This is a genomic window from Myxococcus qinghaiensis, from assembly GCF_024198215.1.
GTDB classification, from domain to species: Bacteria; Myxococcota; Myxococcia; order Myxococcales; family Myxococcaceae; genus Myxococcus; species Myxococcus qinghaiensis.
Genome location: NZ_JAKCFA010000007.1, coordinates 390,565 through 414,349 on the forward strand (window position 1 = coordinate 390,565; position 23,785 = coordinate 414,349).

Here is a 23,785-nt window from a genome sequence, read left to right on the forward strand (position 1 = left end):
AGGATGGCGCCCATGGCCTCCCTCCATTTTCTCGGTGCCGCTGGAACGGTGACGGGCTCGAAGTTCCTCCTCGAGCATGACGGCAAGCAGGTCCTCGTGGACTGTGGGCTCTTCCAGGGCCAGAAGGAGCTGCGACAACGGAACTGGGAGCCGCTGCCCCTGCCTGCTCGGGACATCGACGCCATCGTCCTCACGCACGCCCACATCGACCACACCGGCGGTCTCCCCCGGGTGATTCGCGAGGGCTACAAAGGGCCCATCTACACGACGCCGGGCACGCGCGATTTGACGGCGTTGTTGCTGCCGGACTCCGCGCACCTGCACGAGGAGGAGGCCCGCTACGCGAACAAGGAAGGGTACTCCAAGCACCGCCCCGCACTGCCCCTCTACACGGTGCCCGACGCCGAGCGCGCGGTGGAGTTGATGGAGACCTTCGGCTACGAGCGGCCGAAGGAAATCCTCCCGGGCATCACCCTCACCTTCTACCGGGCGGGCCACATCCTGGGCTCGGCGGTGTGCGTGTTCGACTTGAAGAGCACGCGTCAGCGCGTGGTCTTCAGTGGGGACCTGGGGCGCTACAACGCGCCCATCCTGAGAGACCCACAGAGCGTGGACTCGGCCACGACGCTGGTCGTCGAGAGCACCTATGGCGACAGGCAGCACCGCGACACGAAGCCCGTGGATGCGTTGTGCGAGGCGGTGACGGGCGCCTTCGACCGAGGAGGCGTGGTGGTGATTCCCGCGTTCGCGGTGGGGCGCACGCAGGAGATCCTCTTCCACCTGCGGAACCTGGAAGAGGCGAAGCGCATCCCGGAGGTGGATGTGTTCGTCGACTCGCCCATGGCGTGTGACGCGACGCCGCTGTACCTGATGCACCCGGAAGAACACGACCTGGTGATGAAGGCCATCGTGGAGCGAGGGGCCTCTCCGCTGGCGACCCGGAGGACGCGCTTCGTCACGTCCGCGAAGGAGAGCAAGCAGCTGAACCAACACCAGGGCCCCGCGGTCATCATCTCCGCGTCCGGAATGGCCACGGGTGGACGGGTGCTGCATCACCTGAAGCACCGGCTGCCGGACCCGCGCAACACGGTGCTCTTCGTGGGCTACCAGTCCGTGGGCTCGCGAGGTCGGCGGCTGCTGGATGGCGAGAAGGAGACCCTCATCCACGGGCAGCGCGTGCCGGTGGCGGCGGAGATCCACACGGTGAGCGGCTTCTCCGCGCATGCGGACTGGACGGAGACGATGCGCTGGATGGAGGGCTTCGATTCTCCGCCGCGCCAGACGCTGCTGGTCCACGGTGAGCCGGAGGCACTGGAGGCGCTCCGACGGCGGGTGCAGGCGAAGAGCTGGAACGCCTACGTGCCCCGGTATCTGGAGAAGGTGGAGCTGGAGCTGGCGGTCTGAGCTGTCCGCTAGGACTTCTCGGTGCGGGCACCTGTCCGCACCGACCAGCGGACGATGAAGTCCGGTCCGTTCCTGGCGTGACCGGACACATGCTCCAGCAACGCGGGTCGAGCGTCCCCGGTCCAGAGGCTCACGAAGTCGCCCATCCACCAGTGGGCCAGGGAGCGCGCGGCGCGAGCCACCGCCTCCCGTGACACCTCGGACAGCGAGCGCTGGTCTTCCATCAACTCACGCACGAGGCGGGCGGGGAGCAGCCAGCACTCGGCGCGAGGAATGGGCGGCACGAGGAAGAGGCAGAAGGCGGCGTCGGTCCGCGAGAGCATCCCGTCGAGCTGCTCACGTCCGAGCTTGAAGTGAGGCAGCCACTGCCCTTCACCGCGCTGCTCCAGCTTCACCACCTGCACGAGCACCGCGCGCTCCGTGCGCACGAAACCGTCGACATTCGCATCGAGGATGAAGGCCACCTCGGGCCCGGTGGTGGCACGAGTGGCCGCGCCCTTCGCGCCCCGCCTCTTCTTCGCCGCTCGTGGACGCGCTGGAGCCTCCGTCGGCGTTGCCTCCTCGACCCACCGTGCTTCGGCGGCGGAGGTTGTCACTGGAGCGAGCAACGGAGGCAGTGCTTCCGTGCTGTCGACCGACGTCACCGCTGAAGCCAGTGCTTCTTCAGTTTCGGCGAGAGACGCCTCCGCTGGCACGGCGTCCGCACCTTCGACTTCGCGCGCCTCAACACCCGCGGGTGTCGCCGTCTCAAGCGCTGCGTCCTGGCCATCGGCCGCACGAGAACCCTGCACCGCGTCCTCGAAAGAAGCCTCGGCGTCCAGCGCGTCCGCGAGAGGCGCCTCAGACAGTACGGTCAGCGGTGACGCACCGAGAGCCGCTGCATCCGCCGCAACAACATCAGCGAGTGACTCCGCTTCTGGGAGGTCCGGTGCGAGCACTTCATCGGGTTCACCGTCGGCAAGAGCCACATCGTCGCTCGCCGCAGCAACCCCGCCAGCCGTGACGGCTCCCGAACCATCGACGCTGGCCACAGGCGCATCCACCTGTCCCTCTGTCGGAGGAAGCAGCTCCTCGGACACGAGGTCCGCCACGCGGCGCACCGTCAGCTCGAAGTCCAGCGGCAGGGGCTGTCCCTGAGCCAGCAAGGTCAACAGGTCCGCCTTCACGCGGCCCAGCTCCCCGCTCAGCCCGTCCAGCAGAGAGGCAACCAGCTCCCCCGTGTCCTCGCGGAACCGCTCCGGGTATCGCGTGGCGAAGTCCGTCTCCACTCGAGTCACCGCGCCCACCAACAACTCCTCCAGGTCGCGATCTCTCAGCCACGTCCGCCCGGCCAGCGGCACCGCGCGAGTCACATGCAGATGCCTCAGCGCCTCCGTCAGCGAAGCCGGAGCCACGGCCCCCGTGGGCTTCACGGCCGGCCCTTCCTTCCCCGTGCCCTGGAGCCACCGCTGCAACGTGCGCACCCGCAGCCGCACTCGCGACGACGGGTGGTCCTTCAGCTTCCGCACCTGCCGTCGGTCCGTCTCCGTGCGCAGGAGCGACAGCACCGTCAGCTCCGCCTCGGACGACGCCGCATCCGGCGCGCACCACAGGAAGAACTCGATGGCCGCCTTGCGAAGCATGGGCTTGCGCCCCACCCGCTCCGCCACGTCCTCGCGCCACGCCGCCAGCTCATCCATGCCCGGTCGCGCATCCACCGCCACCAGCCGAGGCCAGAGGTCCGCGCACTCCTCCGCCAACCAGCACAGCTGCACGAAACCCGGAGCCAGGGGCTCCAGCTTCGCCCGAGTCCGCTTGCGCCGCTCGAACGCATCCGCCAGGCCCTTGCGCACCGACGCGCGAAACAGCCGCTCCTCCAGCCACACCAGGGCCAGCACGAGCCCGGGCTCACCCTTGCGCAGCGTGGCCTGACAGTGGTCGAGCACGAAGCGCACGGGCTCCAGGCTCGCCGCCACCTCGAAGTCGCTCCCCACCAGCGCGCCCATCGCCCCGCGCAGCCCATCCACCGGCGGCGCATCGAACCGCGCGAGCAGCTCGCACAGGTTCTCCACCACGGACGTCGGCCCGCCCACCTCCAGTGTCCGCGCCAGCAGCAAGCCCGCTCGAGCACACCACTCCGGCTCCTTGCGGCCATTCGGATAACACGCCAGGAAGCCGCGCATCGCACCGCGGCCCTCCGGTGACGTCGCCAGGGCGAACAGCCGCTCGGCCAGGACCTCCGAGGCCTCCTGCCACGGAATCCGCGAGGCACGCGTCCGGATGAAGTCCGCGAGCCTGTCCCTGCCCGCCTCGGCTGTCGCCGGCAGGAGCGCGCGAAGCTGCTCCAGCATCCCGATGGCCTTCGCGCCAGTGGCCATCACCCGCTTGAGGTCCACCTCCACCGTGTCGTGGAAGCGCAGTGCGCGCCCATCGAACGAACACGACACATCCCCCACCAGCGTCGCCAGCGAGTCCGGATGCCGCTTGAGGTAGCGCGTCAGCACCGTCGACACGGAGGCCTCGGTCTCCCGTCGGACCCGCGCGGCGACCTCCGCGTCCCCCGCCGAGCGAAGCACCTCCAGCATCTGCTTCTGCCGCGTCAGCAAGCGCTCCAGCAACCCAGGCGGCGGCGCCGCGTATGGCCACAGCAGCTCGCTGCACGAGCCCACCAGGAACAACAGCTCCGCGAGCCCCCGCTCCCCCGAGGCCACGCGTTCCCACGCCGCCAGCTGCGCCTGGTTGCGCTCCTCCAGCGAAGCCCCTCGCACCCACTGCGCGAAGGACTCCGTCCATTGCACGGACGCAGTCACGGCCTCCGCGTCGGGCGTGCCCGAGACTCCCTCATAGAGCGGCCGGAGCGACTCCGGCCACGCGGCCTCACCGGACGGCTGCATGCGCGCTCACGGTCCTCATGAAGTCGAACCCTCTGCCAGGGCCGCCGCGTCCACCGACGGCGCCACGGTGATGACCACGGACTTCGAAGCAGGGGTGCGACTCTTCTCGGCGTAGCTGTCCACCGGCACCAACACGTTCGTCTCGGGGAAGTACGTCGCCGCGCACCGGCGCGGAATGTTGTACGGCACCACCACGAACCTCCGGGCCACGCGCTTCTCGCCCTGGAAGTGGCTCGTCAGGTCCACCACCTGTCCCTCGGCGAGCCCGCGCTCCTGGATGTCCTTCGGGTGCATCAGCACGACGCGCCGCCCACCGCGAATGCCCCGGTAGCGGTCATCCAAGCCATACACCGTGGTGTTGAACTGGTCATGCGTCCGCAGCGTCATCATCAGCAACTGCCCGGGCTCCAACTCCTCGCGGGGCATCGTGTGCACCGTGAAGTGCGCCTTGCCGCTCGCCGTCGTGAAGCGGCCCTCGCGGGGCCCGTTCGGCAGGAAGAAGCCCGCGGGCTCGCGGACGCGGCGATTGAAGTCGCCGAAGCCTGGGATGACTCGGGCAATCAAGTCCCGGACGCGGTCATAGTCCTCCACCAGCGACCGCCACGGCACCTTCGAGCGTGAGCCCAGCACCGCCGTGGCCAGCCGCGCGACGATGTCCGGCTCGCTGAGCAGGTGCTCGGACGCCGGGGCCATCGCGCCGCGCGAGGCATGCACCACGCCCATCGAGTTCTCCACCGTGACGAACTGCGCCCCACCCGCCTGCACATCCCGCTCGGTGCGACCCAGGCACGGGAGGATGAGGGCCCGGCGCCCATGCACCAGGTGCGCGCGGTTGAGCTTGGTGGACACATGCACGGTGAGCCGCGTGCGCCGCAGGGCCTTCGCGGTGAGCTCCGTGTCCGGCGTGGCCGACAGGAAGTTGCCACCCATCGCGAAGAACACCTGGACCCGGCCCTCGTGCATGCCGTGGATGGTGTCCACCACGTCCAGGCCATGGTGACGCGGAGGCTCGAAGTCGAGCTCCCGGGCGAGCGCGTCCAGGAACTCGGCCTTCGGCCGCTCCCAGATGCCCATGGTGCGGTCCCCTTGCACGTTGCTGTGGCCGCGCACCGGACAGACGCCCGCGCCGGGCTTGCCGACGCTGCCTCGCAACAGCGTGAGGTTGACGATCTCCTGGATGTTGGCGACCGCGTTGCGGTGCTGGGTGAGCCCCATGGCCCAGCAGAAGATGATGCGCTCGGACCGCGCGAGCAGCTCCGCCGCCGCCAGAATCTGCGAGCGAGCCACACCGCTGCGCTCCACCACGTCGTCCCAGCTCACTTCAGCCAGGTGCGCCGCGTACGCCTCGAACCCGAGCGTCTTGTCCTCGATGAACGAGCGCGCCACCACCGTGCCGGGCTTCTGGGCCTCCAAATCCAGCAGTGCCTTGCCCAGCCCCTGGAGCAGCGCCACGTCGCCGTTGATGCGCACCTGGAGGAACTGGGTGTTGAGCGCGGTGCCCGGGCCGATGAGCTGGAACACCTCCTGCGGATGCTTGAAGCGATTGAGGCCCGTCTCCGGCAGCGGGTTGATGCTGACGATTTCACAGCCCCGGCGCGCGGCGGCCTGAAGCGTCGTCAGCATGCGCGGGTGGTTGGTGCCCGGGTTCTGCCCGATGACGAAGATGGCCTGCGCCTGGTCGAAGTCCTCCAGCGTGACGGTGCCCTTGCCAATGCCGAGCGTCTCGCTGAGCGCGGTGCCACTGGACTCGTGGCACATGTTCGAGCAGTCCGGCAGGTTGTTCGTGCCGAACTGCCTGACGAACAACTGGTACAGGAACGCGGCCTCGTTGCTGGTGCGCCCGGACGTGTAGAAGCACGCGGCGTCCGGCGTCTCCAGCGCGTTGAGCTCCTCGGCGACGAGCGCGAACGCGTCCTCCCACGAGATGGGCGTGTAGTGCGTGGCGCCCTCGCGCAGCACCATGGGGTGCGTGAGGCGGCCCTGCTTGCCCAGCCAGAAATCGGACTGGGCGCACAGCTCCGCCACGCTCCACTGGCCGAAGAAGTCGGGCGTCACGCGCTCCGTCGTCCCCTCCTCCGCCACCGCCTTGGCGCCGTTCTCACAGAACTCCGCCACCGAGCGATGTCCCGGGTCCGGCCACGCGCACCCCGGACAGTCGAAGCCATCCTTCTGGTTGACCTTGAGCAGCAGGCGCGTGCCACGCACGGCCCCCATCTCGCCCCAGGCGTGCTTCAGGGTGGAGATGACGGCGGGAATACCGCCCGCGACTTCGGAGAGGAGGCCGACCAGGGGAGGCTTTGACTCCTCGGGTGGCTGGACGGGAGGAAGCAGCGGCGTCAGCGCCGAGGCCGAGTCGCCCTGGGTCTCCTCTTCGTCCCGCTGTACTTCGGCCATGCCCCGCCCTCCGGATGCCATGCGGACGTCCGCCCGACCATGGCGCGCCCGAGTCTACCGCTCCCGGGCTTCGCGGGTACGCCTGCTCGACGCGGGCCCTTCCCGGAATGTCATTCCCGCCCGGCCCGCGCCCGGACAGCCAACGGGGCAAGGCCGCGTTGCCAGCACGGCGCGCGGTCAAAACCCTCTGGAGACAGGGCCCAAGGGCGAGCCGATATGCAAGGAGACGCAAGTCATGAGCAGGCGCCATGAGGACTCCGGCAGGCGAGGCGGAGAGCGACACAGTCGAGGGACGGCACCCCACGAAGAGCATCAGGGGAGGCCCTCCGCGGCCAGAGGGCAGGACGAGCCGCGAGGCCCACCCCGTCATGAGCACCACGAGCACCATGCGAGGCCGGCCCGGGACTCCCACCGTTCCGACTGGGACGGGCGCCGCGACTACGAGCACCCCTCGCGGGACTTCGCTCGCGACCGCGACTACCGCTCGATGCGGGGGGACCGGGGCACGCTCGACTACGAAACCGACCGGGACTTCGGTGACGCCGCGAGGGAGCTGGACAAGGCCCGGGAGTACGGCCGGGATTACGACCGCGAGCGCGAGCTGGACCGCCGCGCCCGACTCCTCGACCCGGAGCGCATCGCCCGGCGACCGGGGTTCAGCCCCAGCGGCACCTTCCGCTCCCTGGATGAGGGCGCCCAGGAAGACCCTCGCATTGGCCGGGCCGACGAGCGGCCTCGACGAACGAGTCGCTCCGAGGAATGGGGCCGCCTGGGGGCTCGTGGAGCGCCCCCCGGCGCCCATCGCCAGGGGGCCGTGGGACAACAGGGACACTCACGCCACGGCCTGCGCGGCTCGGACTCGTGGGATGAGCCCGAGGCCTGGATGGATGAGATGCGGGAGCTGCGGCCTCGCGACCGACCGGCGGAAGCGGACGTGCGACTGGGAGGCACCCAGCCTTCGGGCCATGGACCGGGCATCGAGAACATGGCCCCGCCTCAGCAGGGCTTCTCCACGAGCATGTCGCGCGCCGACGACCATGACATGGGCCATGGAGGCTTCCTTGGCGGCGGCTACCGCCCTCGCACCGCATCGGCTTCCACGGGCAAGGGCCCTCGGGGCTACCAACGCGGCGACGACCGCATCCGCGCGGACATCTGCGACCATTTGATGCGCGCGTGGATGGACTCCTCCGACGTGGACGTCCAGGTGGAGGACGGCGTGGTGACGTTGCTCGGCCGCGTGCGAGGCCGCGACGAGAAGCGCGCCATCGAGGACGTCTCCGAGGCCGTGCTCGGCGTGAAGGAGGTCCTCAACCACCTGCGACTGGACCGGAGCGAGGGGGCGCGGCACCCACCCGCGTCCCAGGCGCCGCTCAATCCCCCCGAGCAGGGCTCGGACGAGGACGGCGCGCTGCACTCCTGAGGCGTGCTCGGCCTCGCGCGTCATGATTCCAGGCCCGTCTCCCCCTGGGGGGCGGGCCTTTCGGGCCTCCAGCGGACAGTGCGGCAGGGGGCCTCACGGTGCTGTCCCCGCGCCGCGCGGGTTCGGCTAGTGTGCCGGGCCTTTCCGTCAGCCACACCTCAGGAGCCTGTTCATGTCCCGCGTCATCCGCGCCCCCCGTGGTTCCACCCTCTCGTGCAAGGGATGGGTCCAGGAGGCCGCGCTCCGGATGTTGATGAACAACCTCGACCCGGATGTCGCCGAGCGCCCCGAGGACCTCGTCGTCTATGGCGGCACCGGCAAGGCCGCTCGCGACTGGCCGTCCTTCGACCGCATCGTCTCCAGCCTGCAGAACCTCTCCGACGAGGAGACGCTGCTCGTCCAGTCCGGCAAGCCCGTGGGCATCTTCCGCACGCACCCGGATGCGCCGCGCGTGCTCATCGCCAACTCCAACCTCGTGGGCCGCTGGGCCAACTGGGAGCACTTCAACGAGTTGGAGAAGAAGGGCCTGATGATGTACGGCCAGATGACGGCCGGCTCGTGGATCTACATCGGCACCCAGGGAATCCTCCAGGGCACCTACGAGACGTTCGCCGCCGCGGGCCGCTTCCACTACGGCACCGAGGACCTCGCCGGCCGGCTCATCCTCTCCGGAGGCCTGGGAGGCATGGGCGGCGCGCAGCCGCTGGCCGCCACCATGAACAACGCCGTGTTCCTGGGCGTGGAGATCGACCCGTGGCGCGCCCAGCGCCGCGTGGAGACGCGCTACCTGGACGTGGTGGCCAAGGACCTGGACGAGGCGCTCGCCCTCGCCAAGGACGCGCAGCAGAAGCGCGTGGGCCGCTCCATCGGCATCATCGGCAACGCGGCGACGGTGTTCCGCGAGCTGTACCGCCGGGGAATCAAGCCAGACTTCGTCACGGACCAGACGAGCGCGCATGACCCGCTCAACGGCTACATCCCCACGGACCTGTCGCTGGAGGCCGCCGCCGAGCTGCGCGCCAGGGACCCGGAGGGCTACGTGCGCCGCGCGCGCGAGTCGATGATTCAGCACGTGGAGGCGATGAACGACTTCCAGCGCGCCGGCAGCCACGTGTTCGACTATGGCAACAACCTGCGCGGCCAGGCGCAGCTCGGTGGCATGGAGAACGCTTTCGAGTTCCCCGGCTTCGTGCCCGCGTACATCCGCCCGCTGTTCTGCGAGGGCATGGGCCCGTTCCGCTGGGTGGCGCTGTCCGGAGACCCGGAGGACATCCGCCGCACGGACCAGGTGGTGCGCGAGCTGTTCCCGCAGAAGGCGTCGCTCCAGCGCTGGCTGAACATGGCGGAGCAGCGCGTGGCGTTCCAGGGCCTGCCGGCGCGCATCTGCTGGCTGGGCTACGGCGAGCGCGCGAAGGCGGGCCTCGCGTTCAACGAACTGGTGCGCAAGGGCGAGGTGAAGGCGCCCATCGTCATCGGAAGAGACCACCTGGACTGCGGCTCGGTGGCGTCGCCCAACCGCGAGACGGAGGCCATGAAGGACGGCACGGACGCGGTGGCGGACTGGCCCATCCTCAACGCGCTGGTGAACGCGGTGAACGGCGCGTCGTGGGTGTCCTTCCACCACGGCGGCGGCGTGGGCATGGGGTACTCGCTGCACGCGGGCCAGGTCATCGTCGCGGACGGCACGGCGGAGGCCGCGCGCCGAATCGAGCGCGTGCTCACCAGCGACCCCGGCATGGGCGTGCTGCGCCACGCGGACGCGGGCTACCCGGAGGCCATTGAAGTGGCCAAGGAGCGGGGCGTGAAGATTCCAGGCATCACCGTGTAGCCTCCGGAGTCGCCATGCCCTACCGCGCGCGCTCGAGAGTCGTCCTGTTCCTGGCCCTGGCTCTCGGGGCGCTCGCGGGGTGTGCCCCGACGGCCGTCGGGCCCATGGTCATGCGCCTGGGCCCGGGGTCCGCCGAGCAGCGCATCCTCCAGGGTGGCATCCGCTCCGGCCCCCGGCTCAGCGCGCCCATCGCCGGGACGGAGGGGGCCAACGCCATCAACGACCGCTTCCGGGGCAACGACGCGAGCTTCTCCACGCAGCAGTGGGGACTCGCTATCGATGCCGCCATGACGTGGCCCCTCACCGAGCGGCTGCACCTGCACACCGGCATCCAGGGCGAGCTGTTCCTCCCGCTGCCCCTGCCCGGCTACGGCGTGTACGCGGGCGCGTCGTACTACCTCGGCTCGGAGCAACTGGGCGTGGCGCCCTCGCTCGCGCTGCGGGGGGCCACCGACTTCGGCATCACCACGAGCCGGGGCGGCCCGGGCAGCATGGCCGGCGCGGAGGCGACGTGCGCCTTCAGCTTCTCGCCCGAGCAGGGCGTGTCCGTGGGGCTGGTGCCCTTCATCGCGGTGCACACGCTCTCGTCCCAGGGCTCGAGCCAGGGCTCGCTGTATTACGGCGGCGTCGTGGCCGCCCGGTTCAATTGGAGCTGGATGGAATCGATGGAGCTGTCCGGCGGGTTCGGCCGGGCGAAGGTTGGAAGCAGCGCGAGCTGGAACGTTCCCATCGTCGGCGTACGCGGAGGTCGTTGAAGCAATGCAAGCGCTGGAGCTGCTGGTCCGCAACACGTCCGAGGTCCTCACCCTGGAAGGCACGCACCGCGAGCCCGCGGAAGCCGCGCTCACGCCGAAGCCTGGCGCGTGCGTGGGCGTGCGCGAGGGACGCATCGCCTTCGTGGGCCTGGAGTCGGAGCTGCCCTCGGGAGCCGTGGGCCCCGACACACAGGTGCTGGATGCGAAGGGCGGCTTCGTGGGCCCGGGCTTCGTCGACCCGCACACGCACCTGGTGTTCGCGGGCGAGCGCTCCGCGGAGTTCGACCTGCGCAACCAGGGCGCCACCTATCTGGAGATCGCCAAGGCGGGCGGAGGAATCGTCAGCACCGTGCGCGCTACCCGCGCCGCCAGCGAGGATGAGCTGGTGCGCCTGGCCCTGCCCCGCGTCCAGCGCCTGTTGGAGCAGGGCGTGACGGTGGCCGAGGTGAAGAGCGGCTACGGGCTCGACCTGGAGAACGAGCTGAAGATGCTGCGCGCGGTGCGCCGCCTGGGCGCTCTGACGCCCGTGGAGCTGGTGCCCACGCTGCTGTGCGCGCACGCCCTTCCCCAGGAGTACAAGGAGCGCCGCGAGGACTACGTCCGCCTCTGCATCGAGGAGATTCTCCCCGCCGTCGCCCGCGAGGGCCTGGCGCGCTTCTGCGACGTCTTCGTCGAGGACAGCGCCTTCACCGTCGACGAGGCCCGCCGCATCCTCACCACCGGCCGCGCGCTGGGGCTCGTGCCGCGCCTGCACGCGGACCAGCTCACCGCCCGCGGCGCCTCCGAGCTCGCCGCCGAGCTGGGCGCCGCCACCGCCGACCACCTGGAGCAGGTCACCGACGCCGGCATGCGCGCCCTCGCCGACGCCAACGTCACCGCCGTGCTCGTGCCCACCTCCACGCTCTTCCTGCGCATGCGCCCCTACGCGCCCGGACGTCGACTGCGTGACGCGGGCCTCAACATCGCTTTGGGCACCAACGTGAATCCAGGCTCGGCCATGAGTGAAAACACGGCCTTGGCGCTGGGACTCGCGTGCCTGGAGAACGGCTTGAGCGCGGCGGAGGCCTACTGGGCGGCCACGCGAGGCGCCGCCTTGTCATTGGGACTGCAACAACATGGTCGGCTGGCTGTGGGAGATGCAGGCGACCTGGTGCTGTTCAGTTGTGCGTCTTTCCGCCATCTGCCCTACCATTTAGGCGTAGGGCACGCGCGCACGGTCGTCAAAGCCGGGCGTGTCGTCGTCAGGCAGGAGCTGAATTCCTGCGGGTGAAGCGACGTCGTCTGGTGACACAGGCGTCGCACGGGAGGGCAGGAGACCTTCCCGTCGGGGCCGGCCGTTATAAGTACCAATTGCAGCCATGTGCCGACTATTTGGATTCAGATCGTCAGTGCCTTCCGCCGTCCACCCTTCGTTGGTGACGGAGAAGAACTCGCTCCTCATCCAGTCGCGCGAGCACAAGGATGGGTGGGGAATCGCCGCGTACGGCGCGGAGGCGCTCCCGCTGGTGGCCCATGGTGTGGGCCCCGCGCACAGTGACCCTGACTTCGAGCGGGTGAGCAGCCGTGTGTCCTCACACACCGTGGTGGCGCACATCCGGCTCGCGTCGGTGGGCGCGGTGGAGCTGCGCAACTCCCACCCCTTCCAGCATGGCCGGTGGACCTTTGTTCACAACGGCACGGTGCGAGAGTTCGCGAAGCACAGCGCGCGGATTGAAGAGCTCATCTGTCCCACGCTGCGCGCGGGCATCCAGGGCACCACGGACAGCGAGCGCTGCTTCTACGTCTTCCTGACCCGGCTGGCCGCCCGGTACCCCATCGCTCATGCGGTCCCCGTGGAGGGCGTCGCCCGTGCGCTCGCGGAGACCATGAGCCTGGTGTCCGCCATCACCGATGAGCCGCAGCTGCAGCCCCGCTCGGCGATGAACTTCCTCGTCACGGATGGCGAGGTGATGGTGGCGTCGCGTCGCAACCGCACCCTCTTCATCAACACCGGTGGCTCGGGCTCCTCGACGGGCGCGCTGCCCGAGGTGGGCACGCGGCTGGAGCAGCTCATCGTCTCCAGTGAGTCGCTGTGCGGCGGGCCGTACTGGACGCCCGTCAACGAGGAGGACGTCATCGGCGTGGACGCCGGGCTCGTCTTCCATCGCTGGCGCGTGCCGGAGCTGGCGGGGGACGTTCAGCCCCCCACGCCGGGCCCCACGCGTCACGCGGCCTGAGCGTCAGGGCACCACGGGAGGCTGAAGCTCGCGCAGCGCGTGAACTCGAACAGCGTCTCCCGACTCCAGATTTGAAGCCGGTATTCGCTGTCGTAGAACCAGCACTCCTCCGGCACGTCCAACACGCGCGCGCGGTCGCCGGGCGCGATGGGCCGGTCGCGGTTGAGCTCCCGAATCGCCGCGTAGCTACGCCCCATGCGCCACTCCTCCACCGTGCGTGGGCATCAAGGCAGCCACGCCGTCAGCAGCGCCACCGAGCGGGCGCCAAAGGCCTCGGCCTTGAGCGAGCGTGCATCCCCACCTGCGTGGGCCAGGGTGATGCGCAGGTGTTCGGTGGGCGCGGCCTCGGGCACGCGGTCCAACCACTCCACCAGCACCGCGCCCTCTCCGCCCACCAGGTCCATGAACCCCGTGGCGTAGAGGTCGTCGTAGCCCGTCAGGCGGTACAGGTCCGCGTGGTAGAGCGGAATCCTTCCCGAGTACGGATACACAATCGCGAACGTGGGGCTGGCCACCTCGGAGCGAGGCACGTGCGCGCCCTCCGCGACTCCGCGCACCAGGTGCGTCTTGCCCGCGCCCAGCTCACCAATCAGGCCCACGAAGTCGCCCGACTCCAGGAGGCCGCCCAGCTTCACGCCGAGCCGATGCGTCTCCTCGGGTGAGGCCAACGTCAACGTCCGCGTCACCAACTCCCCGTCACTCATCGACCCCACCTCACCCACAATTCGCAGAGGCCCTGTTCAATCAGGTCCCCCGCCACCAGGCCCAGCTGTCCACGCCGGGCCGCGGCCAGGTCTCCCGCGAGGCCATGGGCATGCACCGCCGTCCAGATGGCATCCGGCACGGGGAGGGCCTGCGCCAGCAGGGCGCCGCACACGCCGGAGAGCACGTCCCCGGAGCCTCCCGTGGCCATGCCCGGGTTGCCGGTGGTGTTGATGAAGACGCGCCCATCCGAGTGCGCCGTCAGCGTCCGGTCGCCCTTGAGCACCACCGTCACGCCCAATCCCGAAGCGAGTCGACTCACGACCTCCAGTCGCTGGGATTGGACCTCCCGGGTCGACTTGCCCGTCAGTCGCGCCATCTCTCCCGGGTGCGGCGTGAGGACCACCGGCCCCTTCGCGCGGCGCAGCACGGACAGGTCATCCGCCACGGCGTTGAGCGCGTCCGCGTCCAGGACCACGGGAAGCTCCAGGCGCGACACCAGCTCGCCGATGAGCGCGCCCGTGCGCGGTCCTCGGGGAATGCCCGGGCCCATCACCAGCGCATCCTTGCCCTCGGCGGCGGCGAGCAGCGCGTCCAGGTCGCCCAGGCCCAGGGGCCCGGCGGCCTCCAACGGGATGCCCATGATTTCAGCGGAGTGCGACTGCACGGACTCCAGCGCATCACTCCGCGTGGCCACCGTGACGAGCCCCGCCCCGCTGCGCAGCGCCGCCTTCGATACCAGGGCCGCGGCGCCCGTCTTGCCCCGGCTGCCAGCGACCACCAGCACATGGCCGTACGTGCCCTTGTGCGTGTCCGCCTTGCGCACCGGCAGCGTGTCGCGCGCGTCCGACTCCTCCACCACGAAGAGCTCGGCGCCGGAGACCTCGCGAGACGACGCGCCGCCCATGCCGATGTCCACCCGCCGCACGCGTCCGCACAGCGTCGCGCCGGGCTCCAGCACCTGGCCCGGCTTGAGGAAGCCGAAGGCCACCGTGGCGTCCGCTTCCACGCAGGGCGAGAAGGGCTCGCCCGTGTCACTCTGGAGGCCGGAGGGCACGTCCGCCGCCACGACCTTCGCCCCCGCGCGCCGCCAACGGTGGATGGCGGAGATGGCCTCCGCGAAGGCCCCCGTCGGCGCCCGGCTCAGCCCCGTGCCGAACAGCGCGTCCACCACCACGTCACCAGCGCCAGGCGGCTCCAGCGCCTCCAGGGCGCGCGCCACCCCGCCAAAGCCCCGCAGGGCCTCCAGGTTGCGCTTCGCCTCGGGTGTCAGCTTCGCGGGGTCTCCCACCAGCGTCACCGACACCTTGGCGCCGCCTTCGAGGAGGAAGCGCGCCGCCACCAGGCCGTCCCCGCCGTTGTTGCCCGGCCCGCACACCACCACGAAGCGCCCACCGGCCCCGGCCAGCTCTCGAGCCACCTCCGCGAGCCCCCGCCCCGCGTTCTCCATCAGCAGCGCGGAGGGCATGCCGTGGCGCTGCTCGGCGGCCTCTTCGGCCTGACGCATCTGGGCGGCGGTGAGGACGCGCAACATGGATTCACTCCCCTTTGTTCTGGAGGACCACCGTGGCAGCGGCCACGTCTGCATCGTGGGTGAGCGCGAGGAACGCCTCCAACCCTCGCGCCTCCATCACCTCGAGCGCCACGCCGGAGAGGGCGAAGTACGGCGCCCCTCCGTCCCGGCGCACTTCCATGTCCTTCCAGCGGATGCCCTTGGGCGCGCCCAGCGCCTTCACCAGCGCCTCCTTCGCCGCGAAGCGCGCGGCGTAGGCACTGGCGGCGTCATGGCGCTGGCCACACAGGGCCCGCTCCGCCTCGGTGTACACGCGGTTCAGGAATGGCTCCGCGCGCGGTCCATCCATGATGCGCTGGATGCGGGAGATGGAGCAGATGTCCAGGCCCAGGCCCCGGATTCCCATGGCGCGCTATCCCGGGTTGCGCATCAGGTCGAGCATCTCCCGCACCGCGCGGTCGAAGCCCACCAGCACCGCGCGCGCGACGATGGCGTGGCCGATGTTCAGCTCGTCGATTTCAGCGATGCGGGCGATGGGCTGCACGTTGTCGTAGTTGAGCCCGTGGCCCGCGGCCACGCCCAGCCCCAGCTTCGTGCCCGCCTTGGCCGCGTCGACGATGCGCGCCAGCTCCCGCGCGCGCTCCTTCTCGTTGCGCGCCTCGCAGTAGCGCCCCGTGTGCAGCTCGATGCGGTCCGCGTTCACCTTGTGCGACGCGCGCACCTGGTCCAGGTCCGGGTCGATGAACAGCGAGACGGTGATTTCGCCGTCCTTGAGGTTCTTGATGATCTTCGCGACGTGCTCACGCTGACCGGCGACCTCCAGGCCGCCCTCCGTCGTGAGCTCCTCGCGGCGCTCCGGCACCAGCGTCACCACGTCCGGCTTGTGCTCGTAGGCGATCTTCACCATCTCCGTGGTGGCCGCCATCTCGAGGTTCAGCAGCGTCTGCGTCGTCTCCCGCAGGATGCGCAAGTCACGGTCCTGGATGTGGCGCCGGTCCTCACGCAGATGGATGGTGATTTGCTGCGCGCCCGCCAGCTCCGCCATCGCCGCGGCCGTCACGGGGTCCGGATAGGTGGTGCGCCGCGCCTGCCGCAGCGTCGCCACATGGTCCACGTTGACACCCAGTCGCTGTCCCATCGACCGCACCTCGCTTGATGCGCGGTCCCGGGATTGTCGGGGGCCCCGGCACGCGCTGGCCCCTCTAATCGCGGCCAGCGTCCGGAAGTCAACCGCCGTGAACGACGACTAGCGGTTGCACGCCTTGGAGAGGGCCTCGGCGATGTCCTTCGCGTAGGCCTCGTTGCGAGCGGCGTCCTCGCCCTCGATGAGGACGCGGGCCTTGGGCTCGGTGCCGGAGAAGCGCACGAGCACCCGGCCGGAGGAGCCCAGCTTCTGCTCCACGGACTTGATGACCTTCATCACCTCCGGCATCTCGCCCAGCTCCTTCTTCTGCTTCACCACCACGTTGACCAGCGTCTGGGGCACCGGCTCGAAGATGGAGGCCAGCTCGCTCAGGGGCTTGCCCGCGCGGCACATCACCGCGAGCAGCTGGAGCGCCGCCAGCGTGCCGTCACCCGTCGTGGTGTGGTCCAGGAAGATGAGGTGGCCGCTCTGCTCGCCGCCCAGGTTGTAGCCGTTGCGGCGCATCTCCTCGACGACGTAGCGGTCACCCACGCGCGTGCGAGCCACCTTCACGCCCCAGCGCGCCACCGCGCGCTCCAGGCCGATGTTGCTCATCACCGTGGAGACCAGGACCTTCTTCTTGAGCTGCTTGCGAGCCATCAGCTCGCCGGTGCAGATGGCCATGATGGCGTCGCCATCCACGACCTTGCCCTTCTCGTCCACGACGATGAGGCGGTCGGCGTCGCCGTCCAGGCCGATGCCCAGGTGGGCGCCGTGCTTGATGACGGTGCGCGCCAGGTTCTCCGGGAACAGCGCGCCACACTTGTGGTTGATGTTCTTGCCGTCCGGCGACACGCCCAGGCTGATGACCTTGGCGCCCAGCTCCTCCAGCACCGCGGGCGCCGTCTTGTAGGCCGCGCCGTTGGCGCAGTCGACGACGATGGTCAGCCCCTCCAGCGTCAGCTCGCGCGGGAAGGTCGCCTTGAGGAACACGATGTAGCGGCCCCGAGCGTCCTCCATGCGGAACGCGCGGCCAATCTTCGTCGCGGTGGGGCGGATGGAGTCGATGGCGCCCGTGGAGAGCAGCTCTTCAATCTTGCCCTCCGTCTCGTCCGGCAGCTTGAAGCCGTCGCGCCAGAAGAACTTGATGCCGTTGTCCTCGTACGGATTGTGGGACGCGGAGATGACGGCGCCGGCGTCGGCACGCATGGACGTGGTGAGGTTGGAGATGCCCGGCGTCGGCAGCGGACCGACGAGCTCCACGTCGACCCCCATGGACGTGAGGCCCGCGGCCAGCGCCTGCTCCAGCATGTAGCCGGACAGTCGCGTGTCCTTGCCGACAATGACGCGGTGCCGGTGCGGCCCGTTGCGGATGAGGAACGCGAGTGCCCGCCCGAGCTGCATCGCCACTTCCGCTGTCATCGGGTAGACGTTCGCCTTCCCGCGAACACCGTCCGTGCCGAACAGCTTCTGCGTCGCGCGCTCCTCCTTCGGAGGCATGTTCATCCTGTACGCCATGATGCCGCTCCACCTTTCCCACGCCGGGCCTGTGCCGGTCTCTCGACGTCGGGGCTTATACCCCGCCCACCGCCGGGGCTCGAAGGTAGGGTCCCAACGCCCCCCTGGCAACGGCCCGGCCTTGCAGGCTCTATCACCCCTGAACAAGGGTGCGAAAACGATACCAGTCCCCGCCTGAATGACTCACCTCACGCGGGACCCTCCGCGTGGCCCGGCGGCCACGGACGCTCAGCGGCCGAGCAGGAGGCCCCCATCCCGGGCGGACCGGATGGCATCGGCGACAGCGAGCGCATCGCGCGCCTCGGCCACGTCGTGCACCCGGACGAGGTCCGCCCCGCCCAGCACGGCCATCGCCGCCACGGAGCCCAGCGTCGCCGCCAGTCGCTCGCCCGCCGGCTTCCCGCCCGTGAGCGCCCCCAGGAAGCCCTTGCGACTGGTGCCCACCAGCAGAGGCAGCCCCGACACGCGCAGCTCTGCCAGCCTCCGCAGCAGGTAGAGGTTGTGGTCGAACGTCTTGCCGAAGCCAATGCCCGGGTCCAGCAGGATGCGCTCGCGCGCGACACCCGCCGAGGTCGCCAGCGCCACGGAGGCCTCGAGGAAGTCGAGCACCTCGTCCACCAGGTCGTCGTAGCGGGGGGCCTGCTGCATGGTGTCCGGCGTCCCCCGGATGTGCATCAGACAACACCCGGCGTTGGCCTCGGCCACAGCGCCGGCCAGCTCCGGGTCCGAGCGGAAGCCGGTGATGTCGTTGACCAGGTGGGCGCCCGCCTTCAACGCCGCGCGCGCCACGGCGGCCTTCGTCGTGTCCACCGAGAGGGGCACGGAGGTGCGCGCACGCAGCCCCTCGATGACGGGCAGCACGCGGGCCACCTCCGCTTCGGCGGTGACGGGCTGGGAGCCAGGGCGCGTGGACTCGCCGCCCACGTCCAGCAGGTCCGCCCCCGCCTCCGCCAGGGCGAGGCCGTGAGTAATGGCCGCCTCCGCGCTCAGGTAGCGCCCTCCGTCCGAGAAGCTGTCCGGCGTCACGTTGACCACGCCCATGACGTAGGTGCGCGAGCCCCACTCGAAGGTCCGCTCGCCCAGCACCATCCCCCCAGGGGCCTTCCCCGCCTCCAGGGCCCGCTCCAGCGCGCTCGCCAGCTCCGTGAGCGCCCCGCCCTCCGCGCGTGCCAGGGCGACCAGCCGCTCGAACTGCTCACGGCGGCCCGACAGCAGCCCCGCGCCCGGCCGTGAGCGGAAATCTCCGGAGACCCACGAGGGATGCTCCTCGCGGCCCGGCACGAGCGCCCGCTCCGGCAGCGCGTGGAGAAAGGTGCCCACCTCCTTCGGCACGCCCGTGAGCAGGAGCTGCGCGTGGGGCAGCTTCTCCAGCAGGTACTCGCGCGCGGGCGTCGGCAGGCCCATGCGTCGGAAGGCCAACGTCAGGTCCTCGGGACGGTCGGCGCTGAGGGGGCGGGCACGAATCATGGGCGGCGGCTCCAGCATGACGGCCCCTCTCACCAGCGGGCGCGGCCGCCACCCTACCCCGTCGAGCCACGGGAGCAGTCGCCGGAGAAGCAGGCCCCGCAAAGCAGAAGGCCCTCCCCGACAGCGGGAAGGGCCTTCAAGACTTCAGACAGCGGCGGGACTACGCCTTGTTCGGCTCCATCTTCGGCAGCCCGTCGAGGGCGTCGAGGATCTTCCGCTTGTCCTTCTTCTCCGTCGCCTTCGGGGGCGCGTTCACGCGCGGGGGCGGACGCTCACGGGTGAGCTGGCCACCCTGCAGGAGGATGTTCACGTCCTCGGCGTCGAGCGTCTCGTACTCCACCAGGGCGTCGGAGACGCGGTGGAGCGCGTCCAGGTTCGCCGTCAGCAGGCTCTTGCCGCGCTCGTAGCAACCCACCACGATGCTGCGAACCTCGGAGTCGATCTCCCGCGCGGTGTCCTCGGAGTAGTCCTTGGACGAGTTGAAGTCGCGGCCCAGGAACACCTCGCCGTCGCTCTTGCCGAACGCCAGGGGCCCCAGCTTCTCGCTCATGCCCCAGCGGCACACCATGGCGCGCGCCGTCTCGGTGGCCCGCTCGATGTCGTTCGCCGCGCCGCTGCTCATCTCGTTGAAGAGCAGCTCCTCGGCGATGCGGCCACCCATGGCCATGGCGATCTGGTCCAGCATCTGCTTCTTGTACCCGTTGACCTTGTCCTCGGTGGGCAGGCTCCAGGTGACGCCGAGCGCCTGACCGCGGGGGATGATGGTGACCTTGTGGAGCGGGTCGCACCCCGGCAGCAGCTTGGCGAGCAGCGCGTGCCCCGCCTCGTGCACCGCGGTGTTCTTCTTCTCCTTCTCGGTCATGATCATCGACCGGCGCTCAGGACCCATGAAGACCTTGTCCTTGGCGGCCTCGAAGTCGCTCGTGTCCACGCGCTCCTTGTTCTGCCGCGCGGCCATCAGCGCCGACTCGTTCACCAGGTTCTCCAGGTCCGCGCCCGTCATGCCCGGCGTACCGCGAGCGATGACCTCCAGGTCCACCTCCGGAGCCAGCGGCACGCGGCGGGTGTGCACCTTCAGCACGCCCAGGCGGCCCTTCAGGTCGGGACGCGGAACCACGATGCGGCGGTCGAAGCGACCCGGACGCTGCAGCGCGGGGTCCAACACGTCCGGACGGTTCGTCGCGGCGATGAGGATGACGCCGTCGTTGGACTCGAAGCCGTCCATCTCCACGAGGAGCTGGTTGAGCGTCTGCTCACGCTCGTCATGTCCACCGCCCAGACCGGCGCCACGGTGACGACCCACGGCATCGATTTCGTCGATGAAGATGATGCACGGGGCGTTCTTCTTGCCCTGCTCGAAGAGGTCGCGCACGCGGCTGGCGCCGACGCCCACGAACATCTCCACGAAGTCCGAGCCGGAGATGGAGAAGAACGGCACGCCCGCCTCGCCGGCGACCGCCCGGGCGAGCAGCGTCTTGCCCGTTCCCGGAGGGCCCATCATCAGCACGCCCTTCGGGATGCGACCGCCCAGCTTGGTGAACTTCTTGGGGTCCTTCAGGAAGGCGACGATCTCCTCCAGCTCCTCCTTGCACTCGTCCACACCGGCCACATCCGCGAAGGTGACCTTGTTGTGGCTCTCGCTCAGGAGCTTGGCCTTCGACTTCCCGAAGGTCATCGCCTTGCCGCTGCCACCCTGGAGCTGGCGCATGAAGAAGATGAAGAAGAGGAACAGGAAGACGACAGGCATCCACTGACCGAGGATGGTCAGCCAGAGGCTGTTCTGCTCCTCCCGCTCATACTTGACGTCCACTCCGTTGTTGCGGAGCTGGTTCAGCATGGCCGCGTCCGGCGCCGGGCCCGTCGTGCGGAACTTCTCGCTCGTGTCGACGAACTTGCCGGAGTAGGTGTTGCCCTTGACCGCCACTTCCTTGACCTTCTTCTCTTCCACCTTCGTCAACAGCTGCGTGAACGAAGGCTCCTGGACCTGGTCGTTGCCCTGGGAGAAGAAGTTGTAGAAGGCGACGAAGAGGACGATCAGGATGACCCAGAGCCCGATGGTCTTGTAAGTCGAACGCACGTGTCAGCTGCCCTTTCGGTACTCGGCGGGATGAGGGCCGCGCCGGGAGAAACCCAGCCTTTTCAATCGTTTGCCCGACACCAGGCGAGCTCCCCTGTCATCGGACCGTATCAGCAACAGCAAAAAGCCCTCAACTATTTAGGGGCCGCGGCCGACCCCCGACAACACTCATTCCACTCTATAACGAAGGGGTCCGCTGAATGCTCGGACCCACGGGTGTCGCCCACAGGTAGTGTCCGGAAACATCCGCCCTGGGGGGCGGCGTCCACAACCCTGGAAGCCACATCACCGTGCCCGAGGCGTCCAGCACCACCGGCCGCGCATCTCTCGACTCCGCGGGCACTCGAAGATCCACCAACACATCCTGAAGCCGCCGTTGTCCCGCGCCCATGCGGACCTTGTCCCCGGGCTTGCGTGTCCGCACGGTGAGCGGCCACTTCACGTCTCCCGCCAGCGCCAGACCATGGATCCCCTCGGGCGGTGCCTGTGCCTCCACCCGAAAGGCCCACCCCGTGCCCTCCAACACACCCGAGGCCCCCGTCCCTTCCAGGAACAGCGCGGAGACGGGCCGCAGCTCTTGAGTCAGCGGCACGCAGCGCACCCGCCCGCCCGTCGCCCGCAGTCGCAGGCCACGCCCCACCGTCGCGGAGCCGCCCTCCTCCACCGCGCGCAGCACGCGCTCCACCGTGGCCGCGTCCGTCACCACGTCATGCTCGGCCAGCAGCCGGGCGAGCACCCTGCGCCGCAGCGGCGACTCCAGCGCGCGCACCGCCACCCCATCCAGACCGCCGCCTTCCGCCAGCTGCACGCGGCTCCAGGCCGCGTCCGCCAGGTCGCCCAGCAACGCGTCGTCCTCGGCCGCCAGCCGCGCGAAGGACGCGAGCCGCGCGTCCACCCGGAAGCCCGCGGCGCGGGACAAGGCCGGTAGGGCGTCGGTTCGGACCCGCACGCGGAAGAACGTCGGGTCGGCGTTCATGGCATCTGTCGAATACCCGACGCCCTGCTCGGCCAGGAAGTCCACCAGCTCCTCGCGAGTGCGCTCCAGGAGCGGTCGGACGAGCCCGGGCCGCGCTTCATGGATGCCCACCGCGCCTCGAGACGACGCTCCTCGGGCCAGGCGCATCAGCAGCGTCTCCGCCTGGTCGGTGGCCGAGTGGGCGGTGGCGACCACTGACAGGCCGCGCTCCACGCGCACCGCCTCCAGCGCCGCGTAGCGCGCCTGCCTCGCCCGCGCCTCCACGCCCGGGCCCGAGCGCAGTGACAGCTCGCGCACGTGACACGCGAAGCCCAGCTGCTCGGCGAGCGCCACCACCGACTGCGCCTCCATTCGAGACTCGGGCCGCAGGCCGTGGTCCACCGTGGCGACCTCCACGCGCAGCCCCAGGCGCTCTCGCACGCTCGCCGTGCCGACGAGCAGGGCCACCGAGTCCGCTCCTCCAGAGACGGCGCACAGCACGGAGCGGCCCTCCAGCCCCAGGCGCGCGTACGCGTCGAGCAGCGTCCTCGTCAGCAGCCGTGTCGTAGGTCCAGTGCGTGACATCTGAGAGGGGGAATGGAGTGTCGGGTAACAGGGTTACAGAGGCGCGTACGGTTGAAGGCAGGGGGGCTGGTTCTTATGATCGTCACACCGGATGGGCGCGGACTCGGACGAGGAAATATGCGCGGCCCCCGGAGTTGTTGAGGGGACGGTCGAATTTTCAAGGTGTTGGGCCTAGGGGTCCCCCCCCTCCCCCTCTGGGCCCACGGGTCCGCTGGGAGATCCACTCCCGGCGGTCCCTCTTTCCGAGACGCCCCGGTCCTCTTGTCTAGAGGGCCGGGGCGTTTCCTTTTTCGCGCACAGTTGGATACGTCAGGCTTGACTGAACGTGGCCGGGCGAGGACCCAGCGAGCGCGGAATGAGTCCTCCGAAACCGTTGACCCTCTTGGGCGTCTGTCGGATAACGGCCCCGGTGTGTTCAGGTCGTCACCTCGAATCCGCCCCGGAGACTCAAGTATGGCAGGCACCGACAAGCGCAAGCAGTCGCTGTACTTCCCCGAGGAGATGTTGAAGGAGATTCAGGAGGAGGCGACCCGACAGGACCGCTCCCTCTCCTGGGTCGTGCAGCAGGCGTGGAAGATCGCCCGCGAGCGCATCAAGGGGTTCCCCGCCGTTAACGACGTGACTGGCGACGAGCGCCAGGACCCGCGCGAGGAGTAGCGCAGGCATGGCCACCACCGACCACCGCAAACAAAGCCTCTACTTCCCCGAGGACATGCTGGAGGAGATCCAGCGCGAGGCGACGCGGCAGGACCGCTCGCTCTCGTGGATTGTCCAGCAGGCGTGGAAGGTCGCGCGTGCGGAGATTCGGAAGATGCCGTCGGTCAACGACGTGCTCAATGCGCCTCCGCCTCCTCGACCCGCCGCCGTCACGGCGAGCCCCGTGGCAGCGGCGCCCGCGACCCCACCGAGCATGGTGGCGGTCGCTCCGAACCCGGACGAGCCCAAGTCCTGA

19 protein-coding genes are annotated in these 23,785 nt (G+C 69.8%); 8 read left to right on the forward strand and 11 right to left on the reverse strand.

Annotated features, from left to right (window positions below; genetic code table 11):
* The first annotated feature begins 12 nt into the window (after positions 1 to 12).
* Positions 13 to 1,404, forward strand: coding sequence for an MBL fold metallo-hydrolase RNA specificity domain-containing protein (locus LZ199_RS15600; protein WP_253994474.1), 1,392 nt, complete (start codon positions 13 to 15; stop codon positions 1,402 to 1,404).
* Positions 1,405 to 1,412: 8 nt separating this feature from the next.
* Here the strand turns inward: LZ199_RS15600 and LZ199_RS15605 are convergent, their stop codons facing one another.
* On the reverse strand, positions 1,413 to 4,277 hold the full coding sequence (locus LZ199_RS15605) for a hypothetical protein (RefSeq protein ID WP_253994475.1): 2,865 nt from the start codon (positions 4,275 to 4,277) through the stop codon (positions 1,413 to 1,415).
* Positions 4,278 to 4,292: 15 nt separating this feature from the next.
* The gene (locus LZ199_RS15610) at positions 4,293 to 6,671 is read right to left on the reverse strand and encodes an FdhF/YdeP family oxidoreductase (RefSeq protein ID WP_253994476.1); all 2,379 of its coding nucleotides are present in this window, start codon (positions 6,669 to 6,671) and stop codon (positions 4,293 to 4,295) included.
* A 235-nt stretch (positions 6,672 to 6,906) separates the two neighbouring features.
* On the opposite strand from LZ199_RS15610, the gene LZ199_RS15615 reads away from it, so the two are divergent.
* The 5 genes from LZ199_RS15615 to LZ199_RS15635 all read left to right on the forward strand — a co-directional run bounded on the left by LZ199_RS15615 (position 6,907) and on the right by LZ199_RS15635 (position 12,893).
* Positions 6,907 to 8,094 carry a BON domain-containing protein gene (locus LZ199_RS15615; protein WP_253994477.1) on the forward strand — a complete coding sequence of 396 codons (1,188 nt, stop codon included), beginning with the start codon at positions 6,907 to 6,909 and terminating at the stop codon, positions 8,092 to 8,094.
* A gap of 172 nt (positions 8,095 to 8,266) precedes the next feature.
* Positions 8,267 to 9,922, forward strand: coding sequence for a urocanate hydratase (gene hutU, locus LZ199_RS15620; RefSeq protein ID WP_253994478.1), 1,656 nt, complete (start codon positions 8,267 to 8,269; stop codon positions 9,920 to 9,922).
* A gap of 14 nt (positions 9,923 to 9,936) precedes the next feature.
* A complete protein-coding gene (locus tag LZ199_RS15625) occupies positions 9,937 to 10,677 on the forward strand; it encodes a hypothetical protein (RefSeq protein WP_253994479.1) in 741 nt (246 codons plus the stop codon).
* A gap of 4 nt (positions 10,678 to 10,681) precedes the next feature.
* Positions 10,682 to 11,947: an imidazolonepropionase gene (gene hutI / locus LZ199_RS15630; RefSeq protein ID WP_253994480.1), complete on the forward strand. Its 1,266-nt coding sequence runs from the start codon at positions 10,682 to 10,684 to the stop codon at positions 11,945 to 11,947.
* Between the two features lie 88 nt (positions 11,948 to 12,035).
* A complete protein-coding gene (locus LZ199_RS15635) occupies positions 12,036 to 12,893 on the forward strand; it encodes a class II glutamine amidotransferase (protein WP_253994481.1) in 858 nt (285 codons plus the stop codon).
* Here LZ199_RS15635 and LZ199_RS15640 read toward each other — a convergent pair.
* The 9 genes from LZ199_RS15640 to tilS form a co-directional block, all read right to left on the reverse strand.
* Positions 12,881 to 13,090, reverse strand: a complete 210-nt coding sequence (locus tag LZ199_RS15640) for a hypothetical protein (protein WP_253994482.1) — start codon at positions 13,088 to 13,090, stop codon at positions 12,881 to 12,883. The two genes, LZ199_RS15635 and LZ199_RS15640, sit on opposite strands and share 13 nt — an antisense overlap.
* Positions 13,091 to 13,117: 27 nt before the next feature.
* Positions 13,118 to 13,597 carry a tRNA (adenosine(37)-N6)-threonylcarbamoyltransferase complex ATPase subunit type 1 TsaE gene (gene tsaE, locus LZ199_RS15645; RefSeq protein WP_253994483.1) on the reverse strand — a complete coding sequence of 160 codons (480 nt, stop codon included), beginning with the start codon at positions 13,595 to 13,597 and terminating at the stop codon, positions 13,118 to 13,120.
* Positions 13,594 to 15,129, reverse strand: a complete 1,536-nt coding sequence (locus LZ199_RS15650) for an NAD(P)H-hydrate dehydratase (protein WP_253994484.1) — start codon at positions 15,127 to 15,129, stop codon at positions 13,594 to 13,596. Before LZ199_RS15650 ends, tsaE begins: the two co-directional genes overlap by 4 nt.
* Before the next feature lie 4 nt (positions 15,130 to 15,133).
* Positions 15,134 to 15,514, reverse strand: coding sequence for a holo-ACP synthase (gene acpS, locus LZ199_RS15655; protein ID WP_253994485.1), 381 nt, complete (start codon positions 15,512 to 15,514; stop codon positions 15,134 to 15,136).
* A gap of 6 nt (positions 15,515 to 15,520) precedes the next feature.
* Entirely contained in the window at positions 15,521 to 16,246 is a 726-nt protein-coding gene (locus LZ199_RS15660; RefSeq protein WP_253994486.1) for a pyridoxine 5'-phosphate synthase, read from the reverse strand.
* A 108-nt stretch (positions 16,247 to 16,354) separates the two neighbouring features.
* Positions 16,355 to 17,749, reverse strand: coding sequence for a phosphoglucosamine mutase (gene glmM / locus LZ199_RS15665; RefSeq protein WP_253994487.1), 1,395 nt, complete (start codon positions 17,747 to 17,749; stop codon positions 16,355 to 16,357).
* Positions 17,750 to 17,977: 228 nt separating this feature from the next.
* Entirely contained in the window at positions 17,978 to 19,216 is a 1,239-nt protein-coding gene (gene folP / locus LZ199_RS15670) for a dihydropteroate synthase (RefSeq protein ID WP_253994488.1), read from the reverse strand.
* 160 nt (positions 19,217 to 19,376) lie between these two features.
* Positions 19,377 to 21,293, reverse strand: a complete 1,917-nt coding sequence (gene ftsH, locus LZ199_RS15675) for an ATP-dependent zinc metalloprotease FtsH (protein WP_253994489.1) — start codon at positions 21,291 to 21,293, stop codon at positions 19,377 to 19,379.
* A 178-nt stretch (positions 21,294 to 21,471) separates the two neighbouring features.
* Positions 21,472 to 22,833 carry a tRNA lysidine(34) synthetase TilS gene (gene tilS / locus LZ199_RS15680; RefSeq protein WP_253994490.1) on the reverse strand — a complete coding sequence of 454 codons (1,362 nt, stop codon included), beginning with the start codon at positions 22,831 to 22,833 and terminating at the stop codon, positions 21,472 to 21,474.
* Between the two features lie 453 nt (positions 22,834 to 23,286).
* Between tilS and LZ199_RS15685 the strand changes: the two genes are divergently transcribed.
* Together LZ199_RS15685 and LZ199_RS15690 are read left to right on the forward strand one after the other, a co-directional pair.
* A complete protein-coding gene (locus tag LZ199_RS15685) occupies positions 23,287 to 23,490 on the forward strand; it encodes a TIGR04563 family protein (RefSeq protein WP_163864428.1) in 204 nt (67 codons plus the stop codon).
* 7 nt (positions 23,491 to 23,497) lie between these two features.
* Positions 23,498 to 23,785, forward strand: coding sequence for a TIGR04563 family protein (locus LZ199_RS15690; protein ID WP_253994491.1), 288 nt, complete (start codon positions 23,498 to 23,500; stop codon positions 23,783 to 23,785).